This window comes from Streptomyces sp. NPDC001380, from assembly GCF_042895785.1.
In the GTDB taxonomy this organism is placed as follows: Bacteria; Actinomycetota; Actinomycetes; order Streptomycetales; family Streptomycetaceae; genus Peterkaempfera.
This window is the reverse complement of sequence record NZ_JBIAWP010000001.1, coordinates 265,625-282,123: the sequence shown is the minus strand read 5'-3', so window position 1 is coordinate 282,123 and position 16,499 is coordinate 265,625. Positions and strand designations below refer to the sequence as shown.

The window sequence follows — 16,499 nt, the reverse complement described above, 5'->3', positions numbered from 1 at the left end:
CGCACCCACCGAGAGGAAGCCCTCCATGACCGAGCCCCGGGGTCCCGTCGACTCCTCCCGGGTCCCGCGCTTCGCGGGCCCCGCCACCTTCGCCCGGCTGCCCCGCCTCGACGAGGTCGGCCGGGCCGACGTGGCCGTGGTGGGCGTCCCCTTCGACTCCGGCGTCTCCTACCGGCCCGGCGCCCGCTTCGGGCCGACGGCGGTCCGCGAGGCCAGCCGCCTCCTGCGCCCGTACCACCCGGGGCTCGACCTGTCGCCCTTCGCCGTCCAGCAGGTCGCGGACGCCGGCGACATCGCCGTGAACCCCTTCGACATCGACGAGGCCGTCGAGACCGTCGAGGACGCCGCGACCCGTCTCCAGGCCGACGGCACCCGCCTGGTCACCATCGGCGGCGACCACACCGTCGCGCTGCCGCTGCTGCGCTCCCTGGCGAAGCGCCACGGCCCCGTCGCCGTCCTGCACTTCGACGCGCACCTCGACACCTGGGACACCTACTTCGGCGCCGAGTACACCCACGGCACCCCGTTCCGCCGCGCCGTCGAGGAGGGCGTCGTCGACACCGAGGCGCTCTGCCACGTCGGCACCCGCGGCCCGCTCTACGGCCGCCGCGACCTGGAGGAGGACCGCCGCCTCGGCTTCGGCATCCTCACCTCCGCCGACGTGATGCGCCGCGGCGTCGACGAGGTGGTGGACGTCCTGCGGCAGCGGATCGGCGGCCGCCCGCTGTACGTCTCGATCGACATCGACGTCCTCGACCCCGCGCACGCCCCCGGGACCGGCACCCCCGAGGCGGGCGGCCTGACCAGCCGTGAGCTGCTGGAGATCCTGCGCGGCCTGGCCGGGGCGAACCTGGTCGGCGCCGACGTCGTCGAGGTCGCCCCCGCCTACGACCACGCGGAGATCACCTCGGTCGCCGCCTCGCACGTCGCCTACGACCTGGTATCCCTGCTGGCCCTCTCCGGGCCGTCCGGCGGTGGGCGGCCCGGCCACCCGCAGCAGTCCGGCCACCCGCAGCAGTCCGACCCGCAGCAGTCCGCCCGGGAACAGCCCGGCCGGGACCAGCCCGCCCCGCAGCAGCAGGCCGCCCGGCAGCCCTCCGAGGAGCAGAGATGAGCGACTCCCCCGCACTCACCGAGATCGAGCAGTACGGGGTCGAGCGGATCCCCGACGCGGACCGCACCGCGTCCCCCGCCGACCTCTTCCGGGTCGCCTTCGGCGGCGCCAACACCTTCGCCACCTGCGTGCTCGGCGCCTTCCCGATCCTCTTCGGCCTCTCCTTCCTCCAGGGCCTCGCCGCGACCGTGTGCGGCCTGGTGGCGGGCGCGCTGATCCTGGCGCCGCTGGCGGTCTTCGGCCCGCTCAACGGCACCAACAACGCCGTGTCGTCCTCCGCCCACCTCGGCGTCCACGGCCGGGTCGTCGGCTCGTTCCTGTCGCTGCTCACCGCGGTCGCGTTCTTCTCGATCTCGGTGTGGTCCTCGGGCGACGCCCTGGTCGGCGGCGCCCACCGGCTGGCGGGCCTGCCGCAGAACGACGGCGTGCACGCGGCGGCCTACGGCGTCTTCGCGCTGCTGGTCCTCACGGTCTGCGTCTACGGCTTCCGCTTCATGCTCTTCGTCAACCGCATCGCGGTCGTGGCGGCGTCGCTGCTCTTCGTCCTCGGCGCGGTCGCCTTCGCGGGCGACTTCGACCCCGGCTACCAGGGCTCCTTCCCCTCCGCGTCGGCGGCGGGCTTCTGGCCGGCGTTCGTCGGCTCGGCGCTGATCGTGCTCTCCAACCCGGTCTCCTTCGGGGCGTTCCTCGGCGACTGGTCCCGGTACATCCCCGCCGCCACCCCGCGCCGCCGGGTGGTCGCCGCGGCGTTCCTCTCCCAGGTCGCGACCCTGCTGCCGTTCCTCTTCGGCCTGGCCACGGCGTCGGTCATCGCGGCGAAGGCGTCCTCGCACATGGACCCCGCCGCGCCCGACTACGTGGGCGGCCTGCTGGCGGTCGCGCCCTCCTGGTACTTCCTGCCGCTGTGCCTGCTGGCCCTGATCGGCGGCATGTCCACCGGCGCGACCTCCCTGTACGGCACGGGGCTGGACTTCTCCAGCGTCTTCCCCCGGTTCAGCCGCGTGCAGGCGACGCTCCTCGTCGGCGTGCTGTCGATCGGCTTCATCTTCGCGGGCCGGTTCGCGGCCAACCTGTCGCAGAGCATCTCCACCTTCGCGACACTGATCATCACCTGCACCGCCCCCTGGATGGTGATCATGATGATCGGCTACGTCACCCGCCGCGGCTGGTACGACCCGGACTCGCTCCAGGTCTTCAACCGGCGCCAGCGCGGCGGCCGCTACTGGTTCCACCACGGCTGGAACTGGCGCGGCATGGGCGCCTGGCTCGCCGCTGCCCTCCTGGCGCTCCAGTTCGTCAACCTGCCCGGCCAGTTCGTCGGGCCGCTCGGCGGGCTCGCCGGCGGCGTCGACGTCTCGCTGCCGGTCGGCCTCGCGGCCGCCGCCGTCCTCCACCTGGCCCTGCTGCGGCTCTTCCCCGAGCCGCGCGACGCCTACGGACCCGACGGCCCGCGCCTCGTCCCCGTCGCGGACACGCCCGTGCCCGCCATCACCCCGGCCGCCGGCGAGCCCGCCGACGCCACCGCGGGGGTGTGACCCGGCCGTGCGCCTCCTCGACCTCTCGCAGCCGATCGCCACGGGCATGCCCGTCTACCCGGGCGACCCGCAGGTGGCGGTCCGCCCGGCCCTCACCGCCGCCGCGGACGGCGTGAACGTGCTCCACCTGGACCTGGGCTCCCAGTCCGGTACGCACGTCGACGCGCCCTTCCACATCGACGACGCCCTGCCCGCCCTCGACGCCCTGCCGCTGGAGCGCTTCACCGGCCCCGCCGTGGCCGTGGACGCACGCGGCCTGCCGCCGCACGCCCCGATCGGGCCGGAGCGGTTCGAGGCACTCCTCGCCGGGCTTCGGACCGGGGCCCGGGCCGGGACGCCGCCGATCGTGCTGGTCGCCACCGGCTGGTCCGCGCACTGGGGGACCGCCGCGTACCGGGACCACCCCCACCTCACCCGGGAGGCCGCGGAACTCCTGGTCGCCGCCGGGATCCGCACGGTGGGCATCGACGCGCTGAGCGTCGACCCCACCCCCGGTGAGGACTTCCCGGCGCACCGCGTGCTGTGCGGCGCCCACGCCGTCATCGCCGAGAACCTCACCGGCCTCGGACCGGTGCTGGACGCCCAGGCGGCGGGCGAGCCGGTCGAGGTGTCCCTGCTGCCGCTGCACCTGCCGGGCGCCGACGGCGCACCCGTCCGGGCGGTCGCCCGGATCGGCTGAACCGGCCGCGCCCGCGCCGCGCCCCTGCCCGCCCCTGCTCGCGCCGGCCCGGCCGTGCGTGCCCGCCGCGTCCCGGGGCGGGCACGGAGGCCCCCGGACGCGCCCCACGGCGCGCACCGCGGCGGGCCCCGTCGCCCTCCCCGGGCTGCAGCCGCCACCCCGGGACTCCGGCTGCCGGACCACCGCCCAAGGGCCGTGAGGGTGAGACCGGGGCCACGGCGGACACCCGCGGGCTCCCGGGGGATAGGTCTACCGGCATGAACCCTCAGCAGACCCAGGACCCGGCCCGCAGCGCCGACCCCCGGCACGCCGGACCCCGGCACGACGACCCCCGGCAGGCGGGCGTCCGGCCCCGCGCCGAGATCGAGCACGCCCACGCGGCGCTCGACGCCGCGGCCGCCGGACCGGACCGGTAGACGCAGCTGTCGCGGGGATCGATGGCGGCCTACCTGTGGGCGCTGGGCCTCGGGGCCCCCGCCCCGGTGACGGGGGCCCGCGGCGACGGCGCCCCCGGCGCGGAGGCGCTGGCGGCCGAGCTGGACGCGGCCGCCTCCCAGCTGGAGGACCCGGCCCACCGCAGCGTGCCCCGGGACTACGTCCGCGGGGTGCACGACGCGCTGGCGTGGGTGTGCGGCCGCAGCGAGCGGCGCCCCTGACCCCCGCCGGGCCGTCCGCCTGACCGTCCGTCCACCTGGCTGCCCACCACCTGACTGTCCGTCGGCCCGGCCCGTCCGTGCGGGCCGGCCCGACGGGCGCGCCGGTCAGCCGTCCCCCTCCGGCTCCTCCGGTCCGGCGGCGACCGCGACCGCGGGGTGCCCCTCCTGCTGGTTGCGGTTGACCGCCGTCACCACGTACACCGCGCCCCTGCCGCCGTCCGGGTCCGTGAAGGTCCGCGAGGCGCCGCCGCCGGTGACCGCGAGGAGCGAGGAGGCGTCGGCCAGGGCGCACCCCGGCGCCCCGCGCCCGTCGAGGCGCGCCACGGTGTAGCCCTCGGGCGCGACGCCCGGGCCCGCCGTGATCCGCAGCTCCGCGCCCCCGCCCGGCAGCGGACGGGCGGTGACCCGCGGCCGGCCGGGCACCGGGCCGTCCAGCTTCGGCAGGGACGGCGCCAGCGCGGGCCGCCGCCAGTGCTCCTGCCGCACCCGGGTCATGCTCCCCAGCCGGTCCGCGGCCACGTCCTTCATGCTGAAGAACACGTCCCCCGAGACCTCCGGGTGCGCCGCGTCCAGGTCCAGGTGGGCGGAGAGCTCGCCGGGCTGCTGCCAGGCGGCGGGCTGCGCCGGGTCGCCCGCCTTGTAGGCGGCCTGCCCGATCCACAGCGCCGTGCCCGTGCCGCGCACCTGCTCCGACCACCAGGGCACGAGCGCGGCGTAGTCGGCGACGGGCAGGCCGATGTTCCAGTAGACCTGCGGCAGGACGTAGTCCAGCCAGCCCTTCTTCACCCAGCCGCGGGTGTCGGCGTTGAGGCCGTCGTACGCCTGGAAGCCCCCGGTCGCCGAACCGGCCGGGTCGGTGGAGGCGTTGCGCCAGATGCCGAACGGGCTGATGCCGAAGGCCGCCTGGGGCCTGGCGGCGTGGATCCGCTGCCGCATCTCGTCGACGAGCAGGTCGACGTTGTGCCGGCGCCAGGCGGCCCGGTCGGCGGACCCGGCGCCGTACGCGGCGAAGGAGGCGTCGTCGGGGAAGTCCTTCCCCGCCACCGGGTAGGGGTAGAAGTAGTCGTCGAAGTGCACGCCGTCGATGTCGTAGCGCGTGACGGCGTCCATCATGGCGTCCTCGACGAACCGGCGGGCCGCGGGCACGCCCGGGTCGTAGTACAGCTTGCCGCCGTAGGAGACCGTCCAGTCGGGGTGGACGCGCGCCGGGTGCGTGGGCACCAGCTTCGTCACGTCGTCCTGCATGGACACCCGGTACGGGTTGAACCAGGCGTGGAAGCGCAGCCCCCGCTCGTGCGCGGCCGCCACCATGAAGGCCAGCGGGTCGTACCCGGGGTCCTTGCCCTGGACGCCCGTCAGCCACTGCGACCACGGCTCGTACGGGGAGGGCCAGAAGGCGTCGGCCGTGGGGCGTATCTGCACGAAGACGGTGTTGAAGCCGCCCGCGACGGCCTGGTCCAGCAGGGCGGTGAAACCGTCCTTCTGCTCCTGCACGCCCAGGCCGGGGGAGGCGGGCCAGTCGATGTTGACGACCGAGGCGATCCACACGCCGCGCATCTGGCGGCGCGGCAGTGCGGGGTCGGGCGTGCAGGGCCCGGTGCCCGCGGCCTGCGCGGCGGGCGGACCGCCCTCCGGCCCGGCGGCGGACGCCCCGGGGGCGAGCAGCAGGGACGAGGCGGCGGCGAGGGTCAGGGCGAGCGCGGCGGCGCGTCCACGTCCGTTCCTGGTGCGGGTCACGGCGGCTCCCGGTGGGGTGGCGGGCGGCGGGCGGAGCCGGTCGCCCGGGGCGTGCGCCGCGGGGGAGGGCTCGACCGGGCCTTTCTTCCACACGTCCGGCGGGATGGTCAACGAGTACCGCAGAAGTTCCCCGTGGTGAAACTTTCCGCCCTCGCTGCGGACCGGCGCGGCGCACCGGTCCGGCCGGGTGTCGGGCCCCCGTCCGGCAGGCCGCGTGCCCCTCCGCGTACGGACCGCGGGCGCCCCCGGCCCGGACCGGCCCGGACCGGCCGTGCCGCTGACGGCGGTTCAGGGACTGACGGCGAGCACCAGGTACGCGGCCAGCACCGCGAGGTGCACCCCGCCCTGCAGCGGGGTCGCACGGCCGGGGATCACCGTCAGCGTGCCGACGGCGACGGTGAGCGCGAGCAGCACCAGGTGCGACGGGCCGAGGCCGAGCACCAGCGGCCCCTTCAGCCACACGGACGCCGCCGCGACCGCCGGGACGGTCAGCCCGATGCTCGCCATGGCCGACCCCAGGCCGAGGTTGAGGCTCGTCTGCACCCGGTCCCGGCGGGCCGCCCGGACGGCGGCGATGGACTCCGGCAGCAGGACCAGCAGCGCGATCACCACCCCGACCACGGACGACGGCAGTCCGGCGGCGGCCACCCCCGACTCGATCGTCGGCGACTCCACCTTGGCCAGGCCCACCACCGCGACCAGGGAGGGGACCAGCAGCCCCAGGCTCGTCAGCGCGGCCCGCCGCGAGGGCGGCCCGGCGTGCTCCTCCGCGCCGGCGGTCTCGCCCTGCGCGGTGACGGGGAGGAAGTAGTCCCGGTGGCGGACGGTCTGCGTCGCCACGAACAGCCCGTACAGCACCAGGGAGGCGACCGAGGCGAAGACCAGCTGGGCGGTGGAGAACCGGGGGCCCGGAGCGCTGGTGGTGAAGGTCGGCAGCGCCAGGCTGAGCGTGGCGAGCGTCGCCACGGTGGCGAGGGCCGCGCCGGTCCCCTCCGGGTTGAACACCGCCACTCCGCGCCGCAGCGCACCCACCAGCAGGCACAGGCCGACGATCCCGTTGCAGGTGATCATGACTGCGGCGAACACCGTGTCCCGCGCCAGCGTGGCGCTCTTCCCGCCCCCGTCCGCCATCAGCGTGACGATCAGCGCCACCTCGATGACCGTCACCGCGACGGCCAGCACCAGCGACCCGAACGGCTCCCCGACCCGGTGCGCCACCACCTCGGCGTGGTGCACCGCCGCCAGGACCGCGCCCGCCAGGAAGAGCCCCGCCAGCACCACCACGGCCGCGGGCAGACCGCGACCCCAGGTCAGGACCGTCAGGACGACCGCCAGCAGCGGGACGGCGACGGTCCAGTGCAGGACGCCCGCACGGAGGGAGGAGGCCATGGCCGGAGCTTCCCAGACCGCCGGGCCCCCGTCCGTGCGGATCACCGGAGAGCCACCGGAATGCCGGACACCGCCGCCCGCCGGACCGGCCGCCTGCCGCCCGCCGGAGCGGGGCGGCCGTCAGGCGGCGCGGCGCAGGCTCGGGGGGACGGCGCCGGGATGCGGCCCGTGCCGCGGGTCGAGCTCGTGCAGGATCTGCTCGGCCTCGTCCAGGACCGACCCCTGGAGCGCCCACAGGGCGAGCGGTTCGCCCTCGCGCGGCTCCAGCTCCCGCGCCGCCGCCCGGTGGGCCTCCTGTCCGGACCGCAGCGCCTCGTCCAGGGCCTCGACGTGCGCGTCGACGCCGCGCACCCCCCCGCTGGATGCCCGCCTGGGCCTCGAACCCCCTGCCGAGGGACTCCAGCAGTTCGGCCACCGGCTGCAGCCGCTCGCACATCCGCGTCCGCAGCTCCTCGTCCTCGGGCATGCCGCGGGCCCCGTGGGCCAGGTCGTCCAGACCCCGCACCACCGAGTGCAGCTGGCTGTGGGAGTGCTCCAGGCACCTCAGCGCCTCGCCGAGGCGCTCCAGCCCCTCCGGGTGGGCCCTCCTGCCGCGCCGCAGCCGCCACGGGTTCAGGCGCATGCCCTCGTCCGCCTCGTCGACCGAGCGCCGGGCCTGGGCGAGCAGGCCGCCGAGGGCGTCCAGCCGGGTCAGCCAGGCCCGCGTGGTGCGGTGGTCCCAGCCCTCGCGCAGGCCCTCGGACACCTCCCGGGTGGCGCCGGCCATCCCCTCCATCGCCGCGGCGACCCGGCCCCCGGCGCGGGTCAGGTGGGTCGGTGGAGCGGCCGCGAGGGTGACCGCGACACCGCAGCCGACCCCGATCAGGGTGTCCCACACGCGCGACACGCCGTACCCGCTGCCCGAGGAGAGCACCAGCAGCACCGTGGTGGGCACCTCGCCGGCCTGCGACCCCAGCCGCAGCAGCCGGCCCAGCCCCAGGCACACCCCCACCGCCACGCCGATCGTCACGGCCGTCGTTCCCGCCAGCTGGAAGAACCCCGCCGCGGCGCTCACCCCGGCCAGCACCCCCGCGAACTGCTTGAGCCCCTGACGCACCGTCCGGTAGACGGTGAACTGCACCGTCAGCAGCGCCGTCAGCGGCGCCACCACCGGCCACTCCCCGCGCCCCAGCAGCACGATCGCCGCCTGCCACGCCAGGCCGCACGCCACGGCGGCCTTCACCGCCTGCGCGATGCCCTCCCCGCGGGCGCGGCACCGGCGGCGGGGGTGCCGCACCGCCTCGACCAGCCCGCCCGCCGCCTCGCCGACCCGGGCGCGACCCTTCCGCCACCGTTCCCTGACTGCCTCCATCCGCGCCGCGTACCCGTCCGCGGGCCGGACATGGCCCGCGGATCCGGCCGGATCCCCGCGCCCGGCCGGGGAGCGCGCCGGAAGGCGTCCGGCGGGCCGGGCGGCCGCTGCCGGGGCGCGCACGGCGGCCCGGACGGCCGCACCCCCGCTCCCGGACGTGCCGGGGCGGGGGCGCGGGCGTGCGGGCCGCCGGACGGTGCGGCCCGGCCGTGCGGCTCAGTCGTGCAGCGACGCGATGTCGATGACGAAGCGGTAGCGGACGTCGCCGGCCGTGACGCGCTCGTACGCCTCGTTGATGCGGTCGGCGCTGATGACCTCGATCTCCGCGCCCAGGCCGTGCTCCGCGCAGAAGTCGAGCATCTCCTGGGTCTCGCGGATGCCGCCGATGGAGGAGCCCGCCATGCTGCGGCGCATGCCGATCAGCGAGAACTGGTTGAAGCTGCTGGGGTGCTCCGGCGCACCCACGTGCACCAGGGCGCCGTCCAGCCGCAGCAGCGACAGGTAGGCGTCCAGGTCCAGGTTGGCGGAGACCGTGTTGAGGATGAGGTCGAAGGTGCCGGCGAGGCGGGTGAAGGTCTCCGGGTCGCTGGTCGCGTAGTAGTGGTCGGCGTCCAGACGCAGCCCGTCGTCCTTCTTGCGCAGCGACTGGCTGAGGACGGTCACCTCGGCGCCCATCGCGTGGGCGATCTTCACGCCCATGTGCCCGAGCCCGCCGAGGCCGACCACGGCGACCTTCCGGCCCGGGCCGGCCTTCCAGTGGGCCAGCGGCGAGTAGGTGGTGATGCCCGCGCAGAGCAGCGGCGCGGCGACGTCCAGCTCCAGGCTGTCCGGGATGCGCAGCACGAAGTCCTCGTCCACGACGATGTGCGTGCTGTAGCCGCCGTACGTCGGCGAGCCGTCGGGGAGCCGGCCGTTGTAGGTCTGGATGCTGCCCTCGAGGCAGAACTGCTCCTCGCCGGCGCGGCAGTTCACGCACCGGCAGCAGGAGCCGACCATGCAGCCGACGCCGACGCGGTCGCCGACCGTGTACCTGGTCACGCCGGGGCCGACCTCGGTGACGACGCCCGCGATCTCGTGGCCGGGCACCATCGGGAAGATGCCCTCGAACCACTCGTCGCGGACCTGGTGGATGTCGGAGTGGCAGATGCCGGCGTACTTGATCTCGATCGCGACGTCGCGCTCGCCCACCGGACGGCGGGGGACGGTGGTGCGCTCCAGGGGCGCCTTCGGCGCCGGGGCGGCGTAGGCGGTCACGGTCGTGGGGCTGGTTGCCATGTCCGGGGTCTCTCCTGTGGGTGGTGCCGGGATGGAGGGCGCGGGACGGCTGCCGCGGGGGCCGGCCGCCGTCGGCGCGGCACGCGGGTCCGCGGTGGGCGGATCGGCCCCCGTCCCGTGCTCGCCCTCCGGATGCGGACGGCCCCCTGCCCGTCCTCGCGGCGCCGATGCCCCGGACTGTCCGTGGTCCTCGTCACGGTCCCCCTCGCGGTCACCGCCGCGGTCCGTCGCGGTCCGCGTCCCCCCGCCGGCCGGCCCGTCAGGCGTCCTGGGGGTACCAGCGCAGCTCCACCGTGTTGCCGTCCGGGTCCTCGACGTACAGGGACACCGCCGTGCCGCGGGCGCCGAACCGGCGGCCGGGGCCGTCGACGACCGTGAACACGCCCGACCGGGCCACCTCCTCCCAGTCGAGGGGCTCGACCACCAGGCAGAGGTGGTCGACGTTGGAGCCGTGCTCCGCGCCCTCGGGCCGCCGCACGAGGTCGATGATCGTGTCCGGGCTCACCCGGACGGAGGGGAAGGGGGCCGTGCCCGCCCGCCACTCCTCGACGCGGACGGGGGCGAGGCCGAGCGGGCCGCAGTAGAACGCGAGGGAGCGCTCGACGTCCGCGACGTTCAGGACGAGGTGGTCGAAGCCGATGACGCGCACGGGGGCCTCCGGGGAGCGGCGGTGCCGGCCCGGGAGGGGCCGGCGGGGCGGGCTGGCGAAAGCAGCTTAGCGGTAAGCTACTTGAAGGCAAGTGTGTTTCCTTCGAGCGATCCTGTGCGAGACTTCGTCGCATGGACCGCACCACCCCCGTCCGCCCCGGCTCCCCCGACCCCGTGGACCTCGTCGTCGAGCAGTGGGCGCAGGTCCGCCCCGATCTGGAGACCGGCGCGATGGCCGTGTTCGGCCGCCTTCACCGGATCGCCGACGCCATGGGCGCCCGCATGCAGGCCGTGTACGGGCGCCTCGGCATCGGCCGTGGCGAGTTCGACGTCCTCGCCGCGCTGCGCAGGGCGGGCGAGCCGCACGTCCTCTCCCCCCGGGAGCTCACCGCCACCCTCATGCTCACCACCGGCGGCATGACCGGCCGCCTCGACAAGCTGGAGCGCGCCGGGTACGTCACCCGCTCCCCCGACCCGCGCGACCGGCGCGGCCTGCGCGTGACCCTCACCCCCGCCGGACTGGAGCTGGTCGAGGAGGCGGTCGGCGCCGGCCTCGCCGTCCAGCGGCAGGTGCTCGCCGCGGCCCTGGCGCCCGACGAGGCGGCCGAGCTCGACCGCCTGCTGCGCCTCCTGCTCGCCTCCGCGGCGGGCTGACCGCCGGCCGGCGCCCCGGTGCCGGGGCGCCGGCCGGTCCGGTCAGCCGGAGGACGCCCGCCGCGCGGCGGCGGGACCGGCCCCCACTTCTACGCGGGCGGACGCGGTGAGGCTTCCGGAGCGCACCGTCACGTCGGTGCCGCCGGGGCGGACGGCGGTGAGGCGCAGGGTGCGCCGGTCCAGGACGGCGACCACGCCGGGGCGCCGCAGCGCGGCGGCCAGCGCCCGGTCGTCGGCGACGACGGCCAGGTGCGCGCCGGACCAGGCGGCGGTCGCCGGGTAGCGCAGCGGGACGGTCCGGCCCCCCATGCCGTCGTCGACGCCGGTGGCGGAGACCTGCCCGGCGTCCCCCGGGGAGAGCTGCGGGGGGACCGTCAGGCCGATGCGGTCCAGCAGCGGACGCACCTCCGCCCGGAACCACCCGGCGCCGCGCGGGTCCGGCCGGTCGGGGGTGACCCGGGCGGCCTCCGGGTCCAGGGTCACCAGCGACCAGGCGGCGAAGCCGCCGTGGCCCGCGTCCCCGTACGGGGTCTTGCCGACCACCGGAGCGTTGAACTCCAGCAGGCCGTCGGCCCGCCGCACGTGCGCGGTGTGCGCGTGCCCGGTCACCAGCGCGACCTGCTTGCCGGTGCGCCGCCGGAAGTCCGCCAGCCACTGCTCCAGCAGCGCGCCCTCGGAGGGGTCGGACAGCTGGCTGGCGCCGGTCCCGGTGGGGTCGAGCACGGGGTGGTGGACGGCGACGACCACGCTGTCCACGGCCGGGTCGGCGGCGGCGTCCGCCAGCCGCTCCCGCAGCCATCCCAGCTGGGGCCAGTCCGACAGGCGCAGCGACCCCAGGGTCGAGTCGAGCAGCACGAACCGGGTGCCCGCGTGGTCGAAGGACTGCCGGGTCGGCCGCCCGGTGGAGGCGGTGAACTGCTCCAGGGTGCCGCCCGCCACCGCGCCCGACTCGTGGTTGCCCACCGCCCAGTACAGGGGGACGCCGGCCGGCAGGTGTTCCGTCAGGAGCCGCTGGAACAGGGCGAAGTCGGCCGGCCGGTCCCGGTCGACGCCGTCCCCGGACAGCAGCACGAGGTCCGGGCGGGCCGCGGCGATCTCGTCCAGCGCCCGCGCCGTGTGCCGGTAGGCGTAGGAGCCGGTGCCGCCGTCGGCGTTGACGTGCGTGTCGGACAGGACCGCGAACCGCCACGCCCGCCGCCCCGGCGCGGGGAGGCCGTCGGCGTCCTCGACGACGGCCGGGTCCGGCTGGTCCGGCCGGTCCGGCAGGTCGAGGCGCACACCCACCCGGGCGTCGAGCAGGGCGAGGTCGACCGCTCCGGCGGTCCGCCGGGTGGGGTCGGTCTGCACCAGGTAGAGCCGCTCCAGCGTCAGCGGCGCGGTGAAACCGGTGGGGACCGGCCCCTCGACGCGGCGCCAGCCGGTCCAGTCCACCGCGAGGGAGAAGGTGAAGGGGACGTTGGTCGTGCCCTGCGAGCGCAGCTGCGCCCGCAGCCAGTGCCCCGAGCCGTCGCCGCGGACCCACAGCGCGAGCCGCTGGGCGCCGGCGGGCACCGCGAGCGGCTGCCGGGCGACCGCGTACGCGGCCGAGGTGCCGTTCGGCTGCCCGGTCATGTCGTAGGCCAGGCGCAGTCCGCGCTCCCCGGGCGCGGCCCCGGGCCGGTCGCCGGTCGCCACGGAGGACACCGACGCCGTCGCCTTCGCGCCCGCGGCCGACCACGCGGAGGCGTCGGCGAGGGGGTCGAGCGGCGTGTCGGCGAGGCCCACGGTCACCGGCAGGCGCAGCACGCGGCCCTGCACCGTCGCGGTGACCACCGTGCCCCGGCCGTCGCCGCCCGGCAGGCCGGTGACGCGCAGCGTGCCGTCGGGCCGGGCCGCCACCGAGGCGACGGCGGGGTCGTACTCCAGGTGCACGTCGCGGGGTTCGACGGGGGCGGCGAAGCCCTCGGCGTCCCGGCCGGTCACCGTGACGTCCCGGAAGTCGCCCGGCTCCAGCGACAGGGCCGGGACGTCGGCCTCCAGCCGGTCCAGCGGGCCGAGCACCCGCAGCGGCACGTGCGCGGACACCGCCCCGCTGCGCGCCTCCAGCGTCCCGCTGCCCGGCCGGGCGCCGCGCAGCACGGCCGCCCCGTCGGACCCGGCCAGGCCGCCGGGCACGGTCCGCCACCGGGCCGCGCCCAGCTGTGCGGCGCCCAGCGCCTCGTCGTAGCCGGACGCGGCGACGTCCCGCGACAGGCCGGGGAAGAGCCGGTCCGAGCGCAGCCGCACGTCGATGCCGTGCAGCCGCCCGGAGCCGGCCGGCGGGACCAGGCCCACCGCGTTGGGCACGACCCGCTGCGCGCCGTCCGAGGGGGCGTTCACCACCTCGGCGCCGGTGCCGCCGGGGCGGCGGGCCACGAGCTGCGAGGAGCCGCCGCCGTCGAGCATCACCGCGTCCACCGCCCCGAGCGCCCTCATGCGCTCGGCGAGCTGGAGGGCGGTGAGGCCGCGGGAGCGGCTGGAGGAGCCGTCGGCCACGTACAGCACGAGCCGCCGGTCCGCCGTCCAGCCCATCGCGGTCCGGGGCTTGAGGGCGCTGTTGCCCGCGTCGGAGGTGTCGACGGGGGCGACGGCGCCGCCGCGCACCAGGACCAGGTGGGCCCCCAGGGCCAGCGAGAACGGCGAGGGCGCCGAGGTCCGGGCGTGGTACTCCACCGACGCCGGGGTGCCGGGGGCGGTCCGCGCCAGGGCGTCCGCGGTGCTCCCGGTGGCGAGGAGCACCTGCGCGCCGTCCGGCACCGGCGTGCGCCCGGCGCCCTCGTGCACGGCGGCGACCCTGCCGTCCCGGACCTCCAGCTCGACGGCGTCCGCGCCCGCCGGGACGGCGAACCGCCGGTCGCCGGGACCCCAGTCCGGGGTGTACAGGGCGAGGGCGTCGGCCGGCACCGAGCCGGGGTTGAGCCCCGCCAGGTCGCGGCGCACCCCGCCGACGGCCGCTGCGCCCTCCAGCAGCAGGTCGGCGATGCGGCCCACGCCGTCCTGCCCGACGCCGGCGACCGGGGCCGGTGCGGCGCCCGCCTTCAGCAGCGCGCCGTCCCGCACCTCGGGGCCGATCGGGGCGTTCGTGGTGTCGATGGCGAAGAAGTCGCCGTTCACGGCGGCGGCCGCGCCCGCGCCGTCGGCGAGGGCGGTCGGTGCGGAGGTGCCGCTCACGGTGGGGGCGAGCAGCCGCGGCCGGGTGGGTCCGTCCAGGTCGGCGCGGAGCACGTACCCGTCGAGGAACCCCGCCGGGTCGACGGTCCGCTCGCGGGTCAGCGTCACCCCGGGGGCGACCGTCCGGGTGGACGAGGAGACCTCCAGCGCGTCCGTGGACCCGGCGTCCCCGGCCGCCGCCTCCGCGGCCCGTCCGCGCGCCGCCGGTGCGGTCCGGGTCCCCGCCCCGGCCCCGTCGTCCGGCGGCACCGGGACGCGCGGGCCCGCCGGGACGGGGCCGCCCGCCCCGTCGGCGCCGCCGGGGCGGGCGGCCCGCACCGGTCCGTCCGCGACCGCGGCGACCGTCCGCACGGCCGCCCCGCCGCCGCGCTGCGGCCCGGTCGGTGCGGCGGCCGCCCCGACCACGGCGAGGGCGGCGAGCAGGGCTGCGGGCGCGCGCAGTCCCGCGGCGGGCAGCGGAGGACGGCCGCCGGGCAGGACGCCCGGCGGCCGCACGGCAAAGGTACGTGTACGTCGCATGGGGGGACAGTAGAGCCCCGTCCCCGCCGACGGGCCCTGTTCGCGGGACTGTGACGGATCATCGGGATGAACATCCGGTTCCCCGGTCCGGCCGCCCCTCGCCCGGTGCGGGGCCCTGCGCGGGGCCCGCGCGCCCGTGCGGCGCGCCGCCCGCCCGGGCGGTCGCAGCGGTCCGCCCGGCCCCGAGACGGGCCGGGCGGGCCGGGCGGGCCGGTGGCGGCGCCGGGTCAGGCCGCCGCGGACGGGCGGATGTTCTGGTTGAGCCGGAAGAGGTTGGTGGGGTCGTACGCGTCCTTGACCCGCACCAGCCGGTCGTACACGGCCTCCGGGTAGGACGCGCGCACCTTGTCCTCCGACGCGTCGCCGGTGAAGTTGACGTACATGCCGCCCCCGCCGTGCCGGGCGACCTCCTCCCGGGCCGCGCGCGCCCACGCCACGTGCCCGTCGAAGCCCTCCGGCCCGGGGGCGCGGGCGATCACGTTGCACAGGACCTGCGCGTCGCGCCGGCTGAAGGGGGTCGCGTCCGCGGGGACGCGGCCGCAGGCGCCGCCGAGCTGGTGCAGGTGCAGCTCGCTGGAGGGCGTCGGCGTGGTGCGGTGCAGCCGCAGCACCGCGTCCAGCGCGGCGTCGGACGGCTCGACGAACGTCGAGGTGAAGTAGTTGTGCGCCCCGGGCGTCCACAGCGGGTCCAGCAGCGTCTGCATGGCCGTGTAGGGCAGGGGGCCGACGAGGTCGGCGATCGGCGTGCCCAGCGTCCGCAGAGGGCGGACCGCCTCCTCGGCGTCCGCGAGGGCGCCCGCGTACATGCAGCCGACGGCCACCACCCGGGTGCCGTGCACCTCCTCGGGCAGGAACGGCACCGGCGGCGCCGTGGTCATCACGACCATGGTCGTCAGCTCGTCCGGCGCCCCGGCCGTCAGGTCCCGCCACCGCGTGACGACCTGCCGCGCCTCGTCGAGGGGGTAGAAGACCAGGCCCGCCATCACCTGGGGCCCCACCGGGTGCAGCGCGTACTCGAACGACGTGACGACGCCGAAGTTGCCGCCGCCGCCCCGCAGCGCCCAGAACAGGTCGGGGTTCTCCTCCGCGTCCGCGTGCACCAGGCGGCCGTCCGCGGTGACGACGTCGGCCCCGACCAGGTTGTCGCAGGTCAGGCCGTACCGGCGGACCAGCCAGCCCACCCCGCCGCCGAGCGTGAAGCCGGCGATGCCGGTCGACGAGACCAGGCCCCCGGTCACGGCCAGGCCGAACGCCTGCGTCTCGTTGTCGAACTCCGCCCAGGTCAGCCCCGGCTGGGCGAACGCCCGGCGCCGCGCCGGGTCGACCCGCATCCCCTTCATCCCGGACAGGTCGACGACGACGCCGCCGTCGCAGGTCGAGAACCCGGCGATGCTGTGCCCGCCGCCCCGCACCGCGACCAGCAGGTCCTGGCTGCGCGCGAACTCGACCGCCCGCACCACGTCCGCCGTCCCGGCGCACCGCACCACCAGGGCCGGCCGCCGGTCGTGGGCGCCGTTCCAGACCGTCCGGGCCTCGTCGTACGAGGCGTCGCCGGGCCGCACCACCGTGCCGCGCAGCGCCGCCTCCAGCTCGCCGATGGTGGCGTCCCCGAGGACACCCCGCTCCGTGTCGATCCACATGCCGGCCTCCCTGGGTGGAATCTCGTTCCGACACCTGGGACGCTACGGCGGGGCGCTTAGCACCGGCTTAGCAGCCGCTGTGCACCCCCGCTGTGCACCCCTGCCGGGCCCGT

13 protein-coding genes and 1 pseudogene are annotated in these 16,499 nt (G+C 77.1%); 6 read left to right on the top strand and 8 right to left on the bottom strand.

The window, feature by feature from the left end:
• Positions 1–25: 25 nt before the first annotated feature.
• From speB to ACFY07_RS01230, 5 genes are all read left to right on the top strand, one after another.
• Complete coding sequence (gene speB / locus ACFY07_RS01250; protein ID WP_390866813.1) at positions 26–1,114, top strand: agmatinase; 1,089 nt, start codon at positions 26–28, stop codon at positions 1,112–1,114.
• Positions 1,111–2,649, top strand: a complete 1,539-nt coding sequence (locus ACFY07_RS01245; RefSeq protein ID WP_390866812.1) for a purine-cytosine permease family protein — start codon at positions 1,111–1,113, stop codon at positions 2,647–2,649. Before speB ends, ACFY07_RS01245 begins: the two co-directional genes overlap by 4 nt.
• Positions 2,650–2,656: 7 nt before the next feature.
• A complete protein-coding gene (locus ACFY07_RS01240; RefSeq protein ID WP_390866811.1) occupies positions 2,657–3,328 on the top strand; it encodes a cyclase family protein in 672 nt (223 codons plus the stop codon).
• Positions 3,329–3,585: 257 nt separating this feature from the next.
• Positions 3,586–3,744, top strand: coding sequence for a hypothetical protein (locus ACFY07_RS01235; protein WP_390866810.1), 159 nt, complete (start codon positions 3,586–3,588; stop codon positions 3,742–3,744).
• Positions 3,745–3,765: 21 nt separating this feature from the next.
• Positions 3,766–3,984 (top strand): hypothetical protein, encoded by a 219-nt coding sequence (locus ACFY07_RS01230; protein ID WP_390866809.1) that lies wholly within the window; start codon positions 3,766–3,768, stop codon positions 3,982–3,984.
• Positions 3,985–4,089: 105 nt separating this feature from the next.
• Here the strand turns inward: ACFY07_RS01230 and ACFY07_RS01225 are convergent, their stop codons facing one another.
• The 6 genes and pseudogenes from ACFY07_RS01225 to ACFY07_RS01200 all read right to left on the bottom strand — a co-directional run bounded on the left by ACFY07_RS01225 (position 4,090) and on the right by ACFY07_RS01200 (position 10,385).
• A complete protein-coding gene (locus tag ACFY07_RS01225) occupies positions 4,090–5,721 on the bottom strand; it encodes a glycoside hydrolase family 10 protein (RefSeq protein ID WP_390866808.1) in 1,632 nt (543 codons plus the stop codon).
• 288 nt (positions 5,722–6,009) lie between these two features.
• Entirely contained in the window at positions 6,010–7,110 is a 1,101-nt protein-coding gene (locus ACFY07_RS01220) for a calcium:proton antiporter (protein ID WP_390866807.1), read from the bottom strand.
• A gap of 120 nt (positions 7,111–7,230) precedes the next feature.
• A complete protein-coding gene (locus ACFY07_RS01215) occupies positions 7,231–7,461 on the bottom strand; it encodes a hypothetical protein (protein ID WP_390866806.1) in 231 nt (76 codons plus the stop codon).
• Positions 7,462–8,068: 607 nt separating this feature from the next.
• A pseudogene (locus ACFY07_RS01210) lies at positions 8,069–8,461 on the bottom strand (aromatic acid exporter family protein); the annotation flags it as partial.
• A gap of 216 nt (positions 8,462–8,677) precedes the next feature.
• Positions 8,678–9,736, bottom strand: coding sequence for an NAD(P)-dependent alcohol dehydrogenase (locus ACFY07_RS01205; RefSeq protein ID WP_390866805.1), 1,059 nt, complete (start codon positions 9,734–9,736; stop codon positions 8,678–8,680).
• A gap of 259 nt (positions 9,737–9,995) precedes the next feature.
• Entirely contained in the window at positions 9,996–10,385 is a 390-nt protein-coding gene (locus ACFY07_RS01200) for a VOC family protein (RefSeq protein WP_230647404.1), read from the bottom strand.
• A 131-nt stretch (positions 10,386–10,516) separates the two neighbouring features.
• On the opposite strand from ACFY07_RS01200, the gene ACFY07_RS01195 reads away from it, so the two are divergent.
• On the top strand, positions 10,517–11,038 hold the full coding sequence (locus ACFY07_RS01195) for a MarR family winged helix-turn-helix transcriptional regulator (RefSeq protein ID WP_390866804.1): 522 nt from the start codon (positions 10,517–10,519) through the stop codon (positions 11,036–11,038).
• A gap of 42 nt (positions 11,039–11,080) precedes the next feature.
• Here the strand turns inward: ACFY07_RS01195 and ACFY07_RS01190 are convergent, their stop codons facing one another.
• Together ACFY07_RS01190 and ACFY07_RS01185 are read right to left on the bottom strand one after the other, a co-directional pair.
• Positions 11,081–14,746: a phosphodiester glycosidase family protein gene (locus tag ACFY07_RS01190; RefSeq protein WP_390866803.1), complete on the bottom strand. Its 3,666-nt coding sequence runs from the start codon at positions 14,744–14,746 to the stop codon at positions 11,081–11,083.
• 227 nt (positions 14,747–14,973) lie between these two features.
• Positions 14,974–16,386, bottom strand: coding sequence for an FAD-binding oxidoreductase (locus tag ACFY07_RS01185; protein WP_390866802.1), 1,413 nt, complete (start codon positions 16,384–16,386; stop codon positions 14,974–14,976).
• Positions 16,387–16,499: the final 113 nt, after the last annotated feature.